The following is a 17,839-nucleotide window of genomic DNA, read 5'->3' on the forward strand; positions in this document are numbered from 1 at the left end:
CGGTGAGGCGCATCGGCATCTTCGGCGGGAGCTTCGACCCCGTCCACAACGCTCACCTGGCGCTCGCGCGTCTGGCGCTCGATACGCTGCAGCTCGACGAATTGCGCTGGGTGCCGGCCGGCCTGCAGTGGCAGAAGGCCCGCGCGATGACCGCCGCACGGCACCGCCTCGCGATGGTGCACCTCGCGACGGGCGGCGAGCCGCGTTTTGTCGTCGACACCTGCGAACTCGAGCGCGCCGGGCCCAGCTACACGGTGGACACGGTGCGCGCGATGCAGGCGGCACGGGCGCGGCCGGCCGAGTGGCTGCTGGTGATCGGGCAGGACCAGTACGGACGACTCGACACCTGGCATGAATGGCGCGAATTGCTGCAGCGCGTCACGCTGGCGGTGGCGGGGCGCGCCGGTGCCGAACCGGCGCCGGGCCCGCTGCTTGCCGCCGTACCGCACGAGATCGTGAAACTGCCGCTGCCACGCATGTCGGTGTCGGCCACGGCCATCCGCGCCCGCGCCGCCGCCGGCCAGCCCATCGACACGCTGGTCCCACTGCCGGTCGCACGCTATATTGCGCAGCATCGCCTCTACCAGGCGCAACACCCCCCAACGGAGACGCCCACCTCAATGGATATTCGCAAACTGCAACGCGCCATCGTCGATGGCCTGGAAGACGTCAAGGCCCAGAACATCCAGGTGTTCAACACCGAGCACCTCTCACCGTTGTTCGAGCGCGTGATCGTGGCCTCCGGCACTTCCAACCGCCAGACCAAGGCCCTCGCAGCGAGCGTGCGCGACAGCGTGCGGGGCAAGGGCTTCCCGGTGATGCGCACCGAGGGCGAGGAAAACGGGGAGTGGATCATCGTCGACTGCGGTGCTGCCGTCGCGCACATCATGCAGCCGACGATACGGCAGTACTACCACCTCGAAGAGATCTGGGGCGAGAAGCCGGTCAAGCTGAAGCTGGGCGAAGTCAAGTCCCTGCCGAAGGCGTCGAGCATTGCCGACGAAGACGACGAAAGCGACGACGCACCGCCGCCGGCGAGGAAGGCAGCCAAGAAAACCGCCGCGAAGAAGACCGCGCCCGCGAAAACGGCTCCAACCAAGAAGGCGTCAACCGCAAAGCAGGCGAGCGCACCCAGAAAGCTCGCAGCGAAGCGGCCCGCCAAGAAGACCGCTGCCAAGAGCACCGCCGCGGCCAAGAAGGCTCCCGCCAAGAAGGCGCCGGCCAAGAAGAGCACCGCCCGCAAGGCATGAAGCTCGTCGTCGTGGCGGTCGGCCAGCGCGTGCCGGCGTGGGCCGAGACGGCCTACGACGACTATGCAAAGCGCTTCCCGCCCGAACTGCGGCTGGAGTTGAAGGCCGTCAAGACCGAACCGCGCACCTCGGGCAAGCCGCCGCCGGCCTTGATGGCCGCGGAGCGCGGCCGCATCGAGGCGGCGATCCCGAAGGGCGCACGCGTCGTGGTGCTCGACGAGCGCGGCGAGCGCGTCACCACCGCGCAACTGTCCGGGCGGCTGACCGCCTGGATGAATGACGGCCGGGACGTCGCGCTGCTGATCGGCGGGCCGGACGGCCTCGACCCCGCACTGCGCGATGCTGCCGACGAGCGCCTGCGCCTGTCCGATCTCACCCTGCCGCACGCCTTCGTACGCGTGATGCTGGCCGAGCAGCTCTATCGGGCCTGGTCGGTGATGGTGGGCCACCCGTATCACCGCGAGTGATTCCTACCGCCTCCTACCGCCGTCGACCCACCGCATGAGCCGCCCGCACCACGATTTCGTCTACCTTGCCTCGCAAAGCCCGCGCCGCCGTCAGTTGCTGGAGCAGATCGGGGTGCGCTACGAACTGCTGCTGCCCGACGCGCACGAGGACGCCGAGGCGCTTGAAGCCGTGCGGCCGCGCGAAGCACCGCTGCGCTACGTCGAGCGGGTCACGCTCGCAAAGTTGAGCGCCGCACGTGCCCGGCTGGCACGCAAAGGCGGGGTGGCAGCGCCGATCCTGTGCTCGGATACCACGGTGGCGGTCGGCGCGCGCATCCTCGGCAAGCCCGCGGGCGCTGCCGAGGCCGCAGCGATGCTGCAACGGCTGTCGGGCCGCGAACATCGGGTGATCACCGCAGTCGCCGTCGGCGCGGCGCGCCGCACCGAGTGCGTCGTCAACGTCTCGCGCGTGAGCTTCGCACCCTTGTCCAAGGGGCAAATCGAGCGCTACGTGCAAAGCGGCGAGCCGATGGGCAAGGCCGGCGCCTACGCCATCCAGAGCCAGGCGGCCGCCTGGATCGAGCGCATCACCGGAAGTTACTCCGGTATCATGGGTTTGCCTCTCTACGAGACCGCGCAGCTTCTGCAACGCTTTCGCGTCCGCTACTAAAACCCACCGCGCGCATGCAAGACATCCTCATCAACTGGTCGCCGCAGGAGACGCGCGTGGCGATCGTCGAGAACGGCGCGATCCAGGAACTCCATGTCGAGCGTTCGCTCGAGCGGGGGCTGGTGGGCAACATCTATGCCGGCAAGGTGGCGCGCGTGCTGCCCGGCATGCAGTCGGCCTTCATCGACATCGGGCTCGAGCGCGCGGCTTTCCTGCACGTGGCCGACGTGTGGCAGCGCAGCGCCTTTGCCGAAAACGGCAACACGGCGCAGACGCCGATCGAGAAGCTCGTCTTCGAGGGCCAGAGCCTCACGGTCCAGGTGATCAAGGATCCCATCGGCACCAAGGGCGCCCGGTTGTCGACGCAGATCAGCATCGCCGGCCGCCTGCTGGTCTTCCTGCCGCAGGACGACCACATCGGCATCTCGCAGAAGATCGGCTCGCCTGAACTGCGCGACCAGTTGCGTGCACGCATGGCCGCACTGGTGGGCAACGACGGCGGCGGCTTCATCCTGCGCACCAACGCCGAGGACGCCACCGACGACGAGCTCGGCGCCGATATCGCCTACCTGCGCAAGACCTGGGCGGCCATTCGCCAACTCAGTTTCAAGACACCGCCCGGCACGCTGCTGCACCAGGACCTGAACCTGGCCCAGCGCGTGCTGCGCGACCTCGTGACCGACGACACCCAGTCGGTGCGCATCGATTCGCTGAGCCAGCACGAGGCGCTGCTCGCGTTCGGTGCCGAGTACACGCCGAGTTCGGTCCAGAGGCTGCAGCTGTACCGTGGCGAGCGTCCGATCTTCGACCTGTTCAACATCGACCAGGAAATCGAGAAGGCGCTCGCGCGCCGCGTCGATCTGAAGTCGGGCGGCTACCTCATCATCGACCAGACCGAGGCGCTGACGACGATCGACGTCAATACCGGGGGCTATGTCGGTGCGCGCAACTTCGACGACACGATCTTCAAGACCAATCTCGAAGCGGCCCAGGCCATCGCGCGGCAGCTGCGCCTGCGCAACCTGGGCGGCATCATCATCATCGACTTCATCGACATGGTGCGCGAGGACCACCAGGACGCGGTGCTCGCTGAGCTGCGCAAGCAGCTCTCGCGCGACCGGGTCAAGATGACCGTCAGTGGTTTCACGCAGCTGGGGCTGGTCGAGATGACGCGCAAGCGCACGCGCGAGTCGCTGGCCCATATGCTGTGCGAGCCGTGTCCCACCTGTGCCGGCAAGGGCAACGTGAAGACCCCGCGCACCGTGTGCTATGACATCCTGCGCGAGATCGTGCGCGAGGCGCGGCAGTTCAACCCGAAGGAATTCCGGGTGGTCGCCTCGGCTGCCGTGGTCGAGATGCTGCTCGACGAGGAAAGCCCGCACTTGGCGGCCTGTTCCGACTTCATCGGCAAGCCGATCTCGCTGCAGACCGAACCGACGATGTCGCCCGAACAGTACGACATCGTGTTGCTGTGACGCCCAACGACGGGCTCGAGCCGAGGTGCGGGGAACTCTCGCGGCAAATCGGGGACTACCTCGGGGATCTGGTCTTTGCCGGATTTCGTTACTACGGTTACCGGTTATGCGCGTGCCGCACAACGGCGAGCGATCGAGGGCGCGGGATGATGGCTTCTTTTGCCCATGCCGCGACAATACGATGGTCGTCGCGGTTTGCGGCCCCTGCCTAGGAAGGATGCAAGAAGGTCAATGAACAACTGGTCCCGTCGTAGCTTTCTGTCCATGCCCGCTGCCCTGGCGGCAGGTCCCGCGCTGGCGCAGTTCCGTGTCGACATCTCCGGTGTCGGCGCCACGCAGTTTCCGATCGCGATCGCGCCTTTCCGCGGCGAGGCGGGGTGGACCCAGCAGGTGTCGACCATCGTTCGCGCCGACCTGGAGCGCAGTGGCCAGTTCCGCGGCATCGACGTGCGCGACGCCGCGCTCGACGAAGCCGCGCGGCCGGTGCCCCAGGATTGGCGCAGTCGCGGTGCCGACGCACTGGTGGCCGGCAGCCTCAGCAAGCTGGCCGACGGCCGCGTGGACGTACGCTTCAAGCTGTGGGATACCGTGCGGGGACAAGACCTGGGAGGCCAGGCTTACGCAGTGGTCGAAGCCGACCTGCGTCTCGTGGCTCACCGCATCGCCGACTACATCTACGAGAAGCTGACCGGCGAGAAAGGCGTGTTCGCGACGCGCATCGCCTACGTCACGCAGGCTGCCAAGCGCCACACGCTGTGGGTCTCCGATTCCGACGGCGAAGGGGCGCAAGTGGCGCTCGCCAGCGCCGAGCCCATCATCTCGCCCGCCTGGTCTCCGAATGGCAACGAGCTGGCCTACGTCTCGTTCGAGACCAAGAAGGCCGTCGTCTATTCGCAGGACATCGCCACCGGGCAACGCCGGCCGCTCGCCGCGTACAAGGGTTCGAACAGTGCGCCGGCGTGGTCGCCTGACGGCCGGCAGTTGGCGGTGGTGCTGACGCGTGACGGCCTGTCTCAGATCTACACGATGAGCGCCAGTGCCGAGAACCTGCGCCGCCTGACGACCAGCTCCGGTATCGACACCGAGCCGGTCTTCACGGCCGACGGCAGCTCCATCTACTTCGTCAGCGACCGTGGAGGGTCGCCGCAGATCTATCGCATGCCCGCAGCTGGCGGCGCGCCGCAGCGCGTGACCTTCAGCGGCAGCTACAACATCAGCCCCGCGATCAGTCCGGATGGCCGCTGGATGGCCTACGTGACGCGCAACGCCGGCGGCCAATTCCGCTTGCAGCTGATGGAGCTGTCGTCCGGCACCATCACGTCGATCTCCGAGACCAACGACGACGAAAGCCCGAGCTTCGCTCCCAACGGCCGGTTGATCCTCTACGCCACCCGCTCACAGGGCCGCAACGTGTTGATGACCACCACGCTCGATGGCAAGATCAAAGCCACCTTGCTGTCCAACCGCGGCGATGTCCTGGAACCGGTCTGGGGACCTTTTTCGCGCTGAACGGGTCTGACTCGTTGTTCCGGCCCGTCCGATCTGACGAGCGGGCCTTGTCCACCCGGCGCGGCCATGGGGCACGCGCCTCGTTCTTCACAGGAGAAATCGTCATGAAATTTCGCACTGCCTCCTCCATGCTGGTGGCCGCATGCATGCTCGCGGTACTGGCGGGCTGCGGGTCCAGCGTGAAACTCGATGAGACGCCGGTCGAGAGCCGTACCGGCACACCGGTCGGTCAGGTCGGCGCCCAGGGCGGCCGCACCTCCCAGTCGCAGGTGTCGCCGGTGGATCTCTCTGCCCAGCAGAACCCGAACGGTGCGGCCGGCCAGTTGGCCCGGGTCGTCTACTTCGACTTCGACAGCTATGTCGTGAAGGACGAATATGCACCGACGATCGCGTCGTACGCGCGGTCGCTGGCCGGCAATGCTCAACGCCGCTTGACGATCGAGGGTCACGCCGACGACCGCGGTGGCCGCGAGTACAACCTTGCGCTGGGTCAGAAGCGCGCCGAGGCGGTGCGCAAGTCGCTCGAACTGCTTGGAGTGAAGGAAAACCAGATGGAAGCGGTGAGCTACGGCGAGGAGCGCCCCGCGATGCAGGGCGCCAGCGAGGAAGCCTGGGCCAAAAACCGCCGTGCCGAACTGAACCTGCGCTGAGCGGAATCCGATGAAGTACCTCCTACATGGCAGCCGGCTGCGTGCCGCCGTTCGCCTGGCACTGCTGGCATTGACGTTCGCCGTCACCGCGCCGGCTCATGCGCTGTTCGGCGACGACGAGGCACGCAAGGCAATTCTCGACCTGCGCCAGAAGGTCGACCAGGCCCATGAACAGCATCGTGCCGAGCAGGCGCGCATGGCCGAGCAGCTCGACGTGCTGCGCCGCAGCCTGCTCGACCTGAACAACCAGCTCGAGCAGATGCGCGGTGAACTCGCGCGCATGCGGGGCCAGGACGAGGAGGTGGCTCGACAGCTCTCCGAGATGCAGCGCCGGCAGACCGATCTTTCGCAAGGCATCGACGAGCGCATCCGCCAGATCGAGCCGCAGAAGACGGTCGTCGACGGCAAGGAGTTTCTGGCCCGTCCTGACGAAAAGCGCGACTACGAGGCGGCGCTGGACCTGTTCCGCAAGGGCGAGTTCTCTGAAGCCGCGGCGGCCTTCTCGTCGTTCCAGCGACGCTATCCCGGCAGCGGCTACAACGAGGCCATCCTGTACTGGCTCGGCAACGCCCAGTACGGCAAACGCGACTACAAGGACGCGATGGCGTCGTTCCGCAATCTGGTAGCGCTGGCGCCCGCGCATCCGCGCGCGCCCGAGGCGCTGCTGTCCATCGCGATGTGCCAGATCGAACTGAAGGATCGTCCCGGCGCCCGCAAGACGCTGGAGGAGCTGATCAAGACGCATCCGCAGAGCGAGGCCGCGGCCGAGGCCAAGGAGCGGCTCGCATCGTTGCGCTGAAGCAGGCGCGACCCCACGCCGGCGCGGCTTTGGTCCGCCTCTTACAATTCGACGCCATGCCGGACGTCGATCTCTCCTCCGTCGCAGCCCAGGTCCTCTGGGCTGCTTTTGCTTTGTCGGTCGCTTTTGGGGCGATTGCGCAGCGCACGCACTTCTGCACGATGGGCGCGGTGTCCGACATCGTCAACATGGGCGACTGGACACGCATGCGCATGTGGGTCATGGCGATGGGCGTCGCCATCGTCGGTTTCAACGCGATGGTCGGCCTGGGATGGGTCGACGCGTCCGAGACGCTGTACGGCGGGCCCCGCCTGATCTGGCTGTCGGCGCTGGTTGGCGGCTTCCTGTTCGGCGCCGGCATGGTGCTCGGCTCGGGCTGCGGGAGCAAGACGCTGATCCGCATCGGTGGCGGCAACTTGAAGTCGCTGGTCGTCTTCATCACGTTAGGGCTGGCGGCCTATGCCACTCTGCGTGGCATCACGGCCGTAGCGCGCGTCAACACCGTCGACGCAGCATCGATCACGCTGGGCACCGGGCAGGATCTGCCGTCGTTGATGAGCGCGGCGACCGGCTGGTCGAAGACGACCCTCGCCTGGGTGCTCGGCTTGGGGCTCGGCGGGGCTGGCATCGCCTGGGCGCTGGCAAAGCCCGAAGGGCGCTCCGGCAACACCGTGCTGGCCGGGCTGGGCATCGGCGCGGTGATCGTGGGCGTCTGGTGGGTCTCGGGCGTGCTCGGCTATGTTGCCGAAGACCCGAATACCCTGCAGGAGGCCTTCGTCGCAACGAACTCGCAGCGCATGGAGTCGCTCAGCTTCGTCGCCCCGGTCAGCTACACGATCGACTGGCTGATCTTCTTCAGCGACACCAGCCGTGTGCTGACGTTGGGGATCGTCTCGGTCGTCGGCGTCGTCGTCGGCTCGGCACTTTATGCACTCGCTACGCGCAGCTTCCGCTGGGAAGGCTTTCGCGACGCCGAGGACACCGCCAACCACCTGATCGGCGGTGCACTGATGGGCGTGGGTGGCGTCACCGCGCTTGGCTGCACGGTCGGGCAAGGGCTGTCGGGCATTTCGACGCTGGGATTGTCGAGCTTCATCGCGCTCGCCAGCATCATCGCCGGGGCCGTTGCGGCACTGAAGTACCAGGTATGGCGGCTCGAGCGCATGGTCTGAAGCCATGAGCGAGCCGCAAACCGCAACGATCGCTGCTGACGACGAGCGGCGCTTCGGTGGCCTGCGCAGGCTGTACGGGACCGCCGGCTACGAGTGGATACGCGCGGCTCGCGTCGCCGTGGTCGGCGTCGGTGGCGTCGGCTCTTGGGCTGCCGAGGCGCTGGCGCGCAGCGGCGTCGCCGAATTGACGCTGATCGATCTCGACCATGTCGCCGTCTCCAACATCAACCGGCAGATCCACGCGCTGGAGCACACCCTGGGCCAGGCCAAGGTCGAGGCACTGCGCGAGCGCATCGGTGCGATCCACCCGCGATGCACCGTGCATGCCGTCGAGGAGTTCGTCGACGCGCACAACTGGCCTGCGCTGCTGCCGGCGCCTGTCGACGCCGTCATCGACTGCTGTGACCAGGTGCGCGCAAAGGCGGCGATCGCGAGCTGGGCGCTGCGCGAGGGCGTCTTTGCGGTCACGGTCGGTGCCGCGGGCGGCAAGCAGCGCGCACAGGACGTGGAGGTGGCCGACCTGTCGCAGACCACGCACGACCCGCTGCTCGCAGCGCTGCGCCAGCGCTTGCGCAAGGAGCACGGCGCCGCACGTGTCGGGGCGATCGGCCTGACATGCGTCTTCTCGCGCGAGAACATCGTGCGGCCCGCGGAAAGCTGTGATCTGGACGGCAGCCTCAACTGCCACGGCTATGGTTCGGTCGTCAGCGTGACGGCAACCTTCGGGCTCGTCGCGGCAGGTGAAGTGATGCGCCGCGTGGCAGGTGCTTGAGCAGCCTGCAGCGATTGGTTATACTCTAAGGCTTCGCGGGTTGTTAGCTCAGTTGGTAGAGCAGCGGACTTTTAATCCGTTGGTCGCAGGTTCGAATCCTGCACAACCCACCAAGCGCGATTCAAAATATCGCTTGGGATCCATGCGAGGGCTCTTAGCTCAGTTGGTAGAGCAGCGGACTCTTAATCCGTAGGTCGAGTGTTCGAGTCACTCAGGGCCCACCAAAACTTCGAAAGCCGGCTTCCTGTTTCCCCAGGAGCCGGCTTTTTCGTTGTCGGGTCTTGCCAGACCGGACGTGCGGCTCCAAAAGGACGAGTTCACACTTGCACTTTGACGGCGACTTGCATGAGACACAAAGGGGCAGCAATGAAAGCCATGTTCTCCTCCCGCTTCTTGCCGAAACACGCAGGCGCCGTGTTGAGCTGCGCCTTGCTGGGCGCTTGCGCGGGCTACTCACCTGGCGACCTGAAGCCGGGTACGCCGGCGACCGAGGTGATAGCGCGCATGGGCCCGCCAACGGGCGAATACCAGCGACCGGACGGATCGCGCAGGCTCGAGTTTGCGCGCGGCCCGTACGGCAAGCACACCTACATGGTCGACGTGGACACGCAAGGCCGTGTCACCGGCTGGCAACAGGTGCTGACCGAGCCCGTGTTCAATGCCATCCCTCGGGGGGCGAGCCGCGACGAGGTGCTGCAGCGGATCGGCCGGCCATCGGACCGCATGGTGATCCCCCGGCGCAATGAGCTGGTCTGGTCGTACCGCTACGAATCGCCGTTCTGCCAGTGGTTCCAGGTCAGCCTGGACCGGACGACGAACCAGGTCACCGAAACCGGCTATAACGTCGACCCGATCTGCGACGCCAACGACGACCGCAGCGATTCCTGAAACACCGGTCCGATGATCACCGTCTACGGCATTCCGAACTGCGACACCGTCAAGAAGGCCCGGCGCTGGCTCGACGAGCGCGGCGTGGCCTACACCTTCCACGACTTCAAGAAACAGGGCGTGCCCGAGACACGGCTCGACGCCTGGATCGAAGCGCGCGGCTGGGAGAAGCTCGTCAATCGACACGGCACGACCTGGCGCAAGCTGGACCCCTCCGCCCAGGCGGCGGTGCAGGATGCCGCCAGCGCGCGTGCCTTGATGCTGGGCCAGCCGAGCGTGATCAAGCGGCCGGTGATGGAGGCCGACGGCGAGGTGCTGGTGGGGTTTGACGAGCAGGCTTATGCGCGGGTTGCGCAGGCGTGACTGGCATCGCCTTGATCGGAAGACGACCGGTGGGCTGGAGCCTGGAGCCCACCCTACAAGCCCCGGCGCCTCGCGCACGGCTTACGCCGGCACAGCGACCACCGCGGATCCGGCTCTGCCGGTCCGCCAGTGGTGCCCCCTTGAGGGGGCGGCCGAAGGCCGTAGGGGGTGATCCATCAAGCCAATAGCTGACGCAGCACGAACGGCAGGATGCCGCCGTGCTTGTAGTAGTCGACCTCGATCGGCGTGTCGATGCGCAGCTTCAGCGTGACCTGCTGCTCGGTGCCGTCGGTGCGCCGGATCACCAGCGTGGCGTCCTGCTGGGGCTTGATGTCGGAGCCGACCAGAATGTCGAACTCCTCGTCGCCCTTGATGCCGAGCGTCTCCCACGAGTCGTTGCCGAGGAACTGCAACGGCAGCACGCCCATGCCGACGAGGTTGGAGCGGTGGATGCGTTCGAAACTGCGCGCGACCACGGCCTTGATACCGAGCAGCTGCGTGCCCTTGGCGGCCCAATCGCGCGACGAGCCGGTGCCGTATTCCTCGCCGCCGAAGATCACGGTGGGCGTGCCCTGCGCGATGTACTTCATCGCGGCGTCGTAGATGAACATCTTCTCGCCGCCCGGCTGGAACAGCGTGAGGCCGCCTTCCTCGCGCGAGCCGTCCTCGCGCGGCGGGATCATCAGGTTCTTGATGCGCACGTTGGCGAAGGTGCCTCGCATCATCACCTCATGGTTGCCACGGCGTGAGCCGTAGCTGTTGAAGTCGGCCTTGACGACGCCGTTCTCCTTGAGCCACCGGCCGGCAGGTGAGTCCTCCTTGATGGAGCCCGCAGGAGAGATGTGATCGGTGGTGATGGAATCGCCGAACAGCGCCATGGCACGCGCGCTCTTGACGCCGGCCTCGACCTGCTGCGGGGTCATCGTGAAATCCTGGAAGAACGGCGGCTCGGCAATGTAGGTCGACGCCGGCCAGTCGTAGACCTGACCCTTGACGCCCTTGATCTGCTCCCACAGCTTGCCGGGCTTGCTGGCGACCTTCTCGTAGTTTTCCTTGAAGGCCTTCGGGTTCATCGCGTACTTCATGAACTGGTAGATCTCGTCGCTCGACGGCCAGATGTCGCCGAGGTAGATGTCGCGCCCGCCCTTGCCCTTGCCGACCGGCTCGGTCATCAGGTCCTTCGTGACCGTGCCGGCGATCGCGTAGGCGACCACCAGCGGAGGCGAAGCCAGGAAGTTCGCCTTGATGTTGGGGTGGATGCGCGCCTCGAAGTTGCGGTTGCCCGACAGCACGGCGGCGCAGACCAGGTCGTTCCTGTAGATGACTTCGTTGAACTCGGACGCCAGGTCGCCGGCGTTGCCGATGCACGTGGTGCAGCCATAGGCCGCCACGTTGAAGCCCAGTTTCTCGAGATAGGGCAGCAGGCCCGCCTTCTCGAGGTACTCGGTCACGATGCGCGACCCGGGCGCCAGCGAGGTCTTGATGTGCGGTTTGACCTTCAGCCCGGCCTCGACGGCCTTCTTGGCCAGGATGCCGGCCGCCAGCAGGACGCCCGGGTTGGAGGTGTTGGTACACGACGTGATCGCGGCGATCAGCACGTCCCCGTTGCGAATGTCGATGCCGTTCGCCGCCGGGAAGACCTGGTCCAGCTTGTCGGCAGGCTGATTGAAGCCGTTCTCGGCCGTCGGCTTGCTGAACAGCTCGGTGAAGCTCTCCTTCAGATGGCCGATCTCGATGCGGTCCTGCGGGCGCTTCGGCCCCGCCAGGCTGGGGGCGACCGTGCCGAGGTCGAGCTTGACGACCTTGGTGTAGTTCAATTCGCCGGGGCCCGGCACGCCGAACAACTGCTGCGCCTTGAAGTAGGCCTCGAAGGCCTCGATTTCCTGCTTGGTGCGACCCGTGCCGCGGAAGTACTCGATGGTTTTCTCGTCGACCGGAAAAAAGCCCATCGTCGCGCCGTATTCGGGGGCCATGTTGGCGATCGTGGCGCGGTCGGGCAGCGCCAAGGTGCGCGTGCCGTCGCCGAAGAATTCGACGAACTTGCCGACCACCTTCTCGCGTCGCAGGATCTCGGTCACCGTGAGCACCAGGTCGGTGGCGGTGACGCCTTCGCGCAACGCGCCGCTCAGCTCGAAACCGACCACGTCCGGGGTCAGGAAGTACACCGGCTGGCCCAGCATGCCGGCCTCGGCCTCGATGCCGCCCACGCCCCAGCCGACCACGCCGATGCCGTTGATCATCGTGGTGTGGCTGTCGGTGCCGACCAGCGTGTCGGGGTAGTGGATCTTGTCCGCGCCCTTGTGCACGCCTCGTGCCAGGTACTCGAGGTTGACCTGGTGCACGATGCCGAAGCCGGGAGGCACGACGCCGAAGGTGTCGAAGGCCTGCATGCCCCACTTCATGAACTCGTAGCGCTCCTGGTTGCGTTGGAACTCGAGCTTCATGTTCAGGTCGAGCGCCTTCTTGCTGCCGTAGTGGTCGACCATCACCGAGTGGTCGACGACCAGGTCCACCGGCACGAGGGGTTCGATGGTCTTGGGATTCTTGCCGGTCTTGGCGGCCACGGAGCGCATCGCGGCCAGGTCGGCCAGCAACGGCACCCCGGTGAAGTCCTGCAGCACGACGCGCGCCACGACGAAGGGAATCTCGTCGACCCGCTCGGCGACGGGTTGCCAGTTGGCCAGCTGGGCAACGTGTTCGGGCGTGACCTTCTGGCCATCGCAGTTGCGCAGCACGCTCTCGAGCACGATGCGGATGGACACCGGCAGCCTGGCGATGTTGGGGTACTGCTTCGCGAGTTCGGGCAGCGAGAAGAATCTGCCTTCCTTGCCCGAGGCCGTCGTGAAGGTCTTCAGGGTCTTGGCGTAGGCGTGCGGGCGGGCGGGAGCGGCGGCGGTGGCTTTGTTCGGGGCTTTCTTCAGAGCGGCATCGGCCATGGGTGAACTCCGTGTGCTTTGTGGGGCGTGTGTGGGGAGAAAGGTCGTGACGATTGTCGCAGTTTGAGCCGGTGCGACAAGGCGCCCCCCGGGTCTGCGCATGGCCGTTACGCCGTGTGGCAGAAGGCCCCGCGGCTCTCGCTATCCTGCGGTCCATGATCGTGACCGGTACGGCGGGCTGGAGCGTGCCACGGAGCGTGGCCGGGCGCTTTCCCGGGCCGGGGACCCACCTGGCCCGTTATGCCCGCCTCTTCCCTGCTGTGGAGATCAACAGCTCGTTCTACCGTCCCCACCGGCAGGAGACCTACGCTCGGTGGGCCGCCTCGGTCCCGGCAGGCTTTCGCTTCGCAGTGAAGCTGCCGCGGTCGATCACCCACGAACAGCGGCTGCGCGGCATACGCGCGCCACTCGACGCTTTTCTTGCAGAGGTTGCCGGGCTCGGCGATGCCTTGGGGCCGCTACTGGTACAACTGCCGCCGTCGCTGCGTTTCGACAGTCGCGCAGCGGCCGGGTTCTTCGATCTGCTGCGCGAACTGCATGCCGGGCCGGTGGTGTGCGAGCCCCGGCATGCGACCTGGTTCGAGCCGCAGGCCGACGAGCTGCTGAAGCGTCAGCGGGTCGGACGGGTGGCGGCCGATCCGGCGCCCGTGCCCCCGGCGGCCCGGCCCGGCGGCTGGCTCGGCCCGGCCGACAACGGCGCAGGGGCTGTCGTGTACTGGCGCTGGCACGGGACGCCCCGCATGTACTGGTCGGCCTACGAGCCGGCGCAACTGCAGGCCTGGGCCGACGAGGTGCAGCGGTGGTCGCCGCAGGCCGACGCGTGGTGCATCTTCGACAACACGGCGGCGGGCGCCGCCATCGAGAACGCGTTCGACTTCGACAAACGGCTCGGGACTGTCAGATCCCCACCATCGCGCTGAGCGCCGCGGCGTCGACCGCGCCCGGTTGCATGCCGTACTGGCCGGTCTTGGCGTTCTTGAACACGATCAACGGCACGCTCTCGGCGCCGAGACTGTTGAACAAGTCGGTGTTGGCCTTGATCTTGGCCTTCACCTCGTCGGGCAGGTTCTGGCTTGCCGTGATGCCGCCCTTGCGCTCGAGCACGAGACGCTCGTTCTCTTCCATTGCCGCAGAGGGATCGGCCGCAGACAGGATGGTCGCGCTTTGCGGGCCGGACGACGGGCGCAGCCAGCCGAGCGGGATCCACACCATCTTCAGCTGAGTTTGCAGCGGCTTGGCATTGGCCCACAGCTGTGCGCAATGCGGGCAGGCCGGATCGAAAAACACGTAGACGGTATTGGCGGCCATGACCGGGCCGACGCTGAAGCCGGAGGCCTGCCGCGCGAGCTCGTAAGCTTCCTGGGGCGACTTCTTGACCGCAGGAGCGGCCGGCGTCGCGGAAGCGGCGGGCTTGTCGTCGCAGGCGGCGAGCCCGAGTGAGGCGAGAGCAAAGGCGGTCAGGGTGAAAGTGCGACGGTTCACTGGAAGTCCTCTTGGTAGGCGGCGCCAGGATCGGAGGCCCGCGAAGGCCGAGATCGTAGCGCCAAGCGGGGCGTCGTGGAGTCGTCAGGCCTCGACGACGATCGGGAAGCTGGCCTGCAGGCCGCCGGCGACGGCGCGGAAGGGCACGGTCACCGCTGCCCGGGCCGTGGCATCGAGGCCGCGCCACAGCCCGTCGCGCCGGTTGCCCGGCTCGCCTTCGACATAGAGCTGGGTGGTCAGCAACTCGCGCGAACTCAGGCGCACCTTGACGTGGATGTGCGGCGTGCGGCCCGTGTAAGGCACCGGGCGTATGGTCCGGAAGCGGTACGTCCCGTCGGCGCCGACCGCCGCCCGGCCGTAACCCTGGAATGCCGGATCGGCCCGACCCCCGTCGCCAGGGTGGTGATAGCGTCCCTGGTGATCGCACTGCCAGATCTCGACCACCGCGCCGGACACCGGCCGGCCGAGGGTGTCGACGACACGGCCGTCCAGCCACGTCGGCTGTCCTTCCCGGTAGCGCCGGTCACCCTGCGCCAGCAGGTCGAAGTCGGTGTCGGCGGGCAGCTCCACCGGGTAGAACGGTCCCTCGGTCTGGCCCGGGGTCGGCTGCAGGCGCGTTTGCGCTCGCACGGGCGCCAGGAGCGCAGGGAAGGCGACGAAGGCGGCCGTACCGGCGAGCAGGGTGCGCCGTGGCAGACGAGGGGAGCGGTCCATGGTGCGAGGGTGGGCGTGCAGTTCTGCATAGACCCGCGCCGCCGAGGATGGTTGCACCGGCGCGCACAAAAGCAAAAAGGCCCGCACGAGCGGGCCTTCGCGCGGCGGCGGGCGGTGTCAGACCGTCACTGCCTTCGCCACTTCGCTGAATTCCTCGATCTGGTCGAAATTCATGTAGCGGTAGACCTTGGCGCCGTCCTGGTTGATGACGCCCATGTCCGCGTGGTACTCCTCCACGGTCGGGATGCGGCCGAGCTTGGAGCAGATCGCCGCCAGCTCCGCCGAGCCCAGGTAGACGTTGGTGTTCTTGCCCAGGCGGTTCGGGAAGTTGCGGGTCGAGGTCGACATGACAGTGGCGCCTTCGCGCACCTGCGCCTGGTTGCCCATGCACAGGCTGCAGCCCGGCATCTCGGTGCGCGCACCCGCCGTGCCGAACACGCCGTAGTGGCCTTCCTTGGTCAGCTCGGAGGCGTCCATTTTGGTCGGCGGCGCCACCCACAGCTTGACCGGGATGTCGCGTTTGCCTTCCAGCAGCTTCGACGCTGCACGGAAGTGGCCGATGTTGGTCATGCACGAGCCGATGAACACCTCGTCGATCTTGGCACCTTGCACGTCGGACAGCGTCTTCGCGTCGTCCGGGTCGTTCGGACAGCAGACGATGGGCTCGGTGATCTCGGCCAGGTCGATCTCGATCACGGCGGCGTACTCGGCGTCGGCGTCCGGCTGCAGCAGTTCGGGCTTGGCCAGCCATTGCTCCATGGCACGGATGCGGCGCTCGAGGCTGCGCTTGTCCTGGTAGCCGTTGGCGATCATCCACTTCAGCAGCGTGATGTTGCTGTTGAGGTATTCGATGATCGGCTCCTTGTTCAGATGCACCGTGCAACCCGCGGCGGAGCGCTCTGCCGAAGCATCGGACAGCTCGAACGCCTGTTCGACCTTGAGGTTGGGCAGGCCTTCGATTTCGAGGATGCGGCCGGAGAACAGGTTCTTCTTGCCCTGCTTGGCGACCGTCAACAGGCCCTGCTTGATCGCGTACAGCGGAATGGCGTGCACCAGGTCGCGCAGCGTGATGCCGGGCTGCATCTGCCCCTTGAAGCGCACCAGCACGCTTTCGGGCATGTCCAGCGGCATCACGCCGGTGGCGGCGGCGAATGCGACCAGGCCCGAGCCGGCAGGAAAGCTGATGCCGATCGGGAAGCGGGTGTGGCTGTCACCGCCGGTGCCCACGGTGTCGGGCAGCAGCATGCGGTTCAGCCAGCTGTGGATCACGCCGTCGCCCGGGCGCAACGCGACGCCGCCGCGGTTGCTGATGAAGCTTGGCAGCTCGCGGTGCATCTTCACGTCCACCGGCTTGGGATAGGCCGCGGTGTGGCAGAAGCTCTGCATCACGAGGTCGGCGCTGAAGCCGAGGCAGGCCAGGTCCTTCAGCTCGTCGCGCGTCATCGGGCCGGTGGTGTCCTGCGAACCGACGGTGGTCATGCGTGGTTCGCAGTAGGTGCCGGGGCGCACGCCCTGGCCTTCCGGCAGCCCGCAGGCTCGGCCGACCATCTTCTGCGCCAGCGTGTAGCCCTTGGTGGAACGGGCCGGCGACTGCGGCAGGCGGAACACGTCGGCCGCCGGCAGGCCCAGGAACTCGCGCGCCTTCGCGGTCAGCGAGCGACCGATGATCAGGTTGATACGCCCGCCCGCGCGCACCTCGTCGAGCAGCACGTCGGACTTGAGCTGGAACTCGGCGACGACGCCGCCGTTCTTCTCGATCTTGCCGTCATAAGGGTAGATGTCGACCACGTCGCCCATCTCGAGCGTGGCGACGTCGACCTCGATCGGCAGCGCTCCGGAGTCTTCCTGGGTGTTGAAGAAGATCGGGGCGATCTTGCCGCCCAGCGTCACGCCGCCGAAGCGCTTGTTGGGCACGAAGGGGATGTCCTCGCCCGTGGCCCAGATCACGCTGTTGGTCGCCGACTTGCGTGACGAGCCGGTGCCGACGACGTCGCCCACATAGGCCACCAGGTGGCCTTGCTTCTTCAGGTCTTCGATGAACTGGATCGGGCCGCGCTTGCCGTCTTCTTCGGGCTGGAAGGCCGCGCCGGGGCGGGCGTTCTTCAGCATCGCGAGGTAGTGCAGCGGGATGTCGGGGCGGCTCCAGGCGTCCGGGGCGGGGGAGAGGTCGTCGGTGTTGGTCTCGCCCGGCACCTTGAACACGGTGACGGTGATCTTGCGTGCCACTTCGGGGCGCGAGGTGAACCATTCGGCGTCGGCCCACGACTGGACGACCGCCTTCGCATGCGGGTTGCCGGCTTTGGCCTTCTCGGCCACGTCGTGGAAGAAGTCGAACATCAACAGCGTCTTCTTCAGGCCTTCGGCGGCGACCGGTGCCACCTCGGTGTCGTCGAGCAGGTCGATCAGCGGCTTGACGTTGTAGCCGCCCACCATCGTGCCGAGCAGCTCGGTGGCTTTGGCGCGCGAGATCAGCGCGACCTTCAGGTCGCCGTGCGCCACGGCCGACAGGAAGGACGCTTTGACCTTCGCTGCATCGTCCACGCCCGGTGGCACGCGATGGGTCAGCAACTCGACCAGGAACTGCTCCTCGCCGGCCGGCGGGTTCTTCAGCAGTTCGATCAACTCGGCAGTCTGTTGGGCCGACAAGGCCAGTGGCGGGATGCCGAGCGCGGCGCGTTCGGCGACGTGGTCGCGATAGGTTTGCAGCATGGTG

Annotated in this window: 16 protein-coding genes and 2 tRNA genes; 14 read left to right on the forward strand and 4 right to left on the reverse strand. The window is 66.9% G+C overall.

The genetic code is table 11. The features are described from left to right. The first annotated feature begins 2 nt into the window (after window positions 1-2). The 13 genes from nadD to M8A51_RS01390 all read left to right on the forward strand — a co-directional run bounded on the left by nadD (window position 3) and on the right by M8A51_RS01390 (window position 9,994). Window positions 3-1,250, forward strand: a complete 1,248-nt coding sequence (nadD, locus tag M8A51_RS26680; RefSeq protein ID WP_407062185.1) for a nicotinate-nucleotide adenylyltransferase — start codon at window positions 3-5, stop codon at window positions 1,248-1,250. Continuing rightward, window positions 1,247-1,717 (forward strand): 23S rRNA (pseudouridine(1915)-N(3))-methyltransferase RlmH, encoded by a 471-nt coding sequence (gene rlmH / locus M8A51_RS01335; protein WP_251776316.1) that lies wholly within the window; start codon window positions 1,247-1,249, stop codon window positions 1,715-1,717. The genes nadD and rlmH overlap by 4 nt, the downstream gene beginning before the upstream one ends. 34 nt (window positions 1,718-1,751) lie before the next feature. After that, window positions 1,752-2,366, forward strand: a complete 615-nt coding sequence (locus M8A51_RS01340; RefSeq protein ID WP_251776317.1) for a Maf family protein — start codon at window positions 1,752-1,754, stop codon at window positions 2,364-2,366. 14 nt (window positions 2,367-2,380) lie between these two features. Further along, window positions 2,381-3,841 (forward strand): ribonuclease G, encoded by a 1,461-nt coding sequence (gene rng / locus M8A51_RS01345; RefSeq protein ID WP_251776318.1) that lies wholly within the window; start codon window positions 2,381-2,383, stop codon window positions 3,839-3,841. 231 nt (window positions 3,842-4,072) lie between these two features. Beyond that, window positions 4,073-5,350, forward strand: coding sequence for a Tol-Pal system beta propeller repeat protein TolB (gene tolB, locus M8A51_RS01350; RefSeq protein WP_251776319.1), 1,278 nt, complete (start codon window positions 4,073-4,075; stop codon window positions 5,348-5,350). 104 nt (window positions 5,351-5,454) lie between these two features. Then, window positions 5,455-6,000, forward strand: coding sequence for a peptidoglycan-associated lipoprotein Pal (gene pal, locus M8A51_RS01355; protein WP_251776320.1), 546 nt, complete (start codon window positions 5,455-5,457; stop codon window positions 5,998-6,000). Window positions 6,001-6,010: 10 nt separating this feature from the next. Then, the gene (gene ybgF, locus M8A51_RS01360) at window positions 6,011-6,799 is read left to right on the forward strand and encodes a tol-pal system protein YbgF (RefSeq protein ID WP_251776321.1); all 789 of its coding nucleotides are present in this window, start codon (window positions 6,011-6,013) and stop codon (window positions 6,797-6,799) included. A gap of 56 nt (window positions 6,800-6,855) precedes the next feature. Next, window positions 6,856-7,971 (forward strand): YeeE/YedE family protein, encoded by a 1,116-nt coding sequence (locus tag M8A51_RS01365; protein WP_251776322.1) that lies wholly within the window; start codon window positions 6,856-6,858, stop codon window positions 7,969-7,971. A gap of 4 nt (window positions 7,972-7,975) precedes the next feature. After that, on the forward strand, window positions 7,976-8,743 hold the full coding sequence (locus M8A51_RS01370; RefSeq protein WP_251776323.1) for a tRNA threonylcarbamoyladenosine dehydratase: 768 nt from the start codon (window positions 7,976-7,978) through the stop codon (window positions 8,741-8,743). A gap of 37 nt (window positions 8,744-8,780) precedes the next feature. Beyond that, window positions 8,781-8,856, forward strand: a tRNA-Lys gene (locus M8A51_RS01375). Between the two features lie 35 nt (window positions 8,857-8,891). Continuing rightward, window positions 8,892-8,967 (forward strand) — tRNA-Lys (locus M8A51_RS01380). Between the two features lie 142 nt (window positions 8,968-9,109). Further along, complete coding sequence (locus tag M8A51_RS01385) at window positions 9,110-9,631, forward strand: hypothetical protein (RefSeq protein ID WP_251776324.1); 522 nt, start codon at window positions 9,110-9,112, stop codon at window positions 9,629-9,631. A 12-nt stretch (window positions 9,632-9,643) separates the two neighbouring features. Then, window positions 9,644-9,994 carry an ArsC family reductase gene (locus M8A51_RS01390; RefSeq protein ID WP_251776325.1) on the forward strand — a complete coding sequence of 117 codons (351 nt, stop codon included), beginning with the start codon at window positions 9,644-9,646 and terminating at the stop codon, window positions 9,992-9,994. A gap of 176 nt (window positions 9,995-10,170) precedes the next feature. On the opposite strand, the gene acnA is transcribed toward M8A51_RS01390, so the two are convergent. Continuing rightward, entirely contained in the window at window positions 10,171-12,930 is a 2,760-nt protein-coding gene (gene acnA, locus M8A51_RS01395) for an aconitate hydratase AcnA (RefSeq protein ID WP_251776326.1), read from the reverse strand. Window positions 12,931-13,085: 155 nt separating this feature from the next. Between acnA and M8A51_RS01400 the strand changes: the two genes are divergently transcribed. After that, on the forward strand, window positions 13,086-13,850 hold the full coding sequence (locus tag M8A51_RS01400; protein WP_251776327.1) for a DUF72 domain-containing protein: 765 nt from the start codon (window positions 13,086-13,088) through the stop codon (window positions 13,848-13,850). Here the strand turns inward: M8A51_RS01400 and M8A51_RS01405 are convergent. From M8A51_RS01405 to acnB, 3 genes are all read right to left on the reverse strand, one after another. Next, the gene (locus M8A51_RS01405) at window positions 13,828-14,412 is read right to left on the reverse strand and encodes a thioredoxin fold domain-containing protein (protein WP_251776328.1); all 585 of its coding nucleotides are present in this window, start codon (window positions 14,410-14,412) and stop codon (window positions 13,828-13,830) included. The two genes, M8A51_RS01400 and M8A51_RS01405, sit on opposite strands and share 23 nt — an antisense overlap. A gap of 84 nt (window positions 14,413-14,496) precedes the next feature. Continuing rightward, the gene (locus tag M8A51_RS01410; RefSeq protein WP_251776329.1) at window positions 14,497-15,126 is read right to left on the reverse strand and encodes a protocatechuate 3,4-dioxygenase; all 630 of its coding nucleotides are present in this window, start codon (window positions 15,124-15,126) and stop codon (window positions 14,497-14,499) included. 117 nt (window positions 15,127-15,243) lie between these two features. After that, window positions 15,244-17,835, reverse strand: a complete 2,592-nt coding sequence (gene acnB / locus M8A51_RS01415; protein ID WP_251776330.1) for a bifunctional aconitate hydratase 2/2-methylisocitrate dehydratase — start codon at window positions 17,833-17,835, stop codon at window positions 15,244-15,246. Window positions 17,836-17,839: the final 4 nt, after the last annotated feature.

Origin of the sequence: Caldimonas mangrovi (assembly GCF_023721835.1) — a bacterium.
Classification (GTDB): domain Bacteria; phylum Pseudomonadota; class Gammaproteobacteria; order Burkholderiales; family Burkholderiaceae_C; genus Caldimonas; species Caldimonas mangrovi.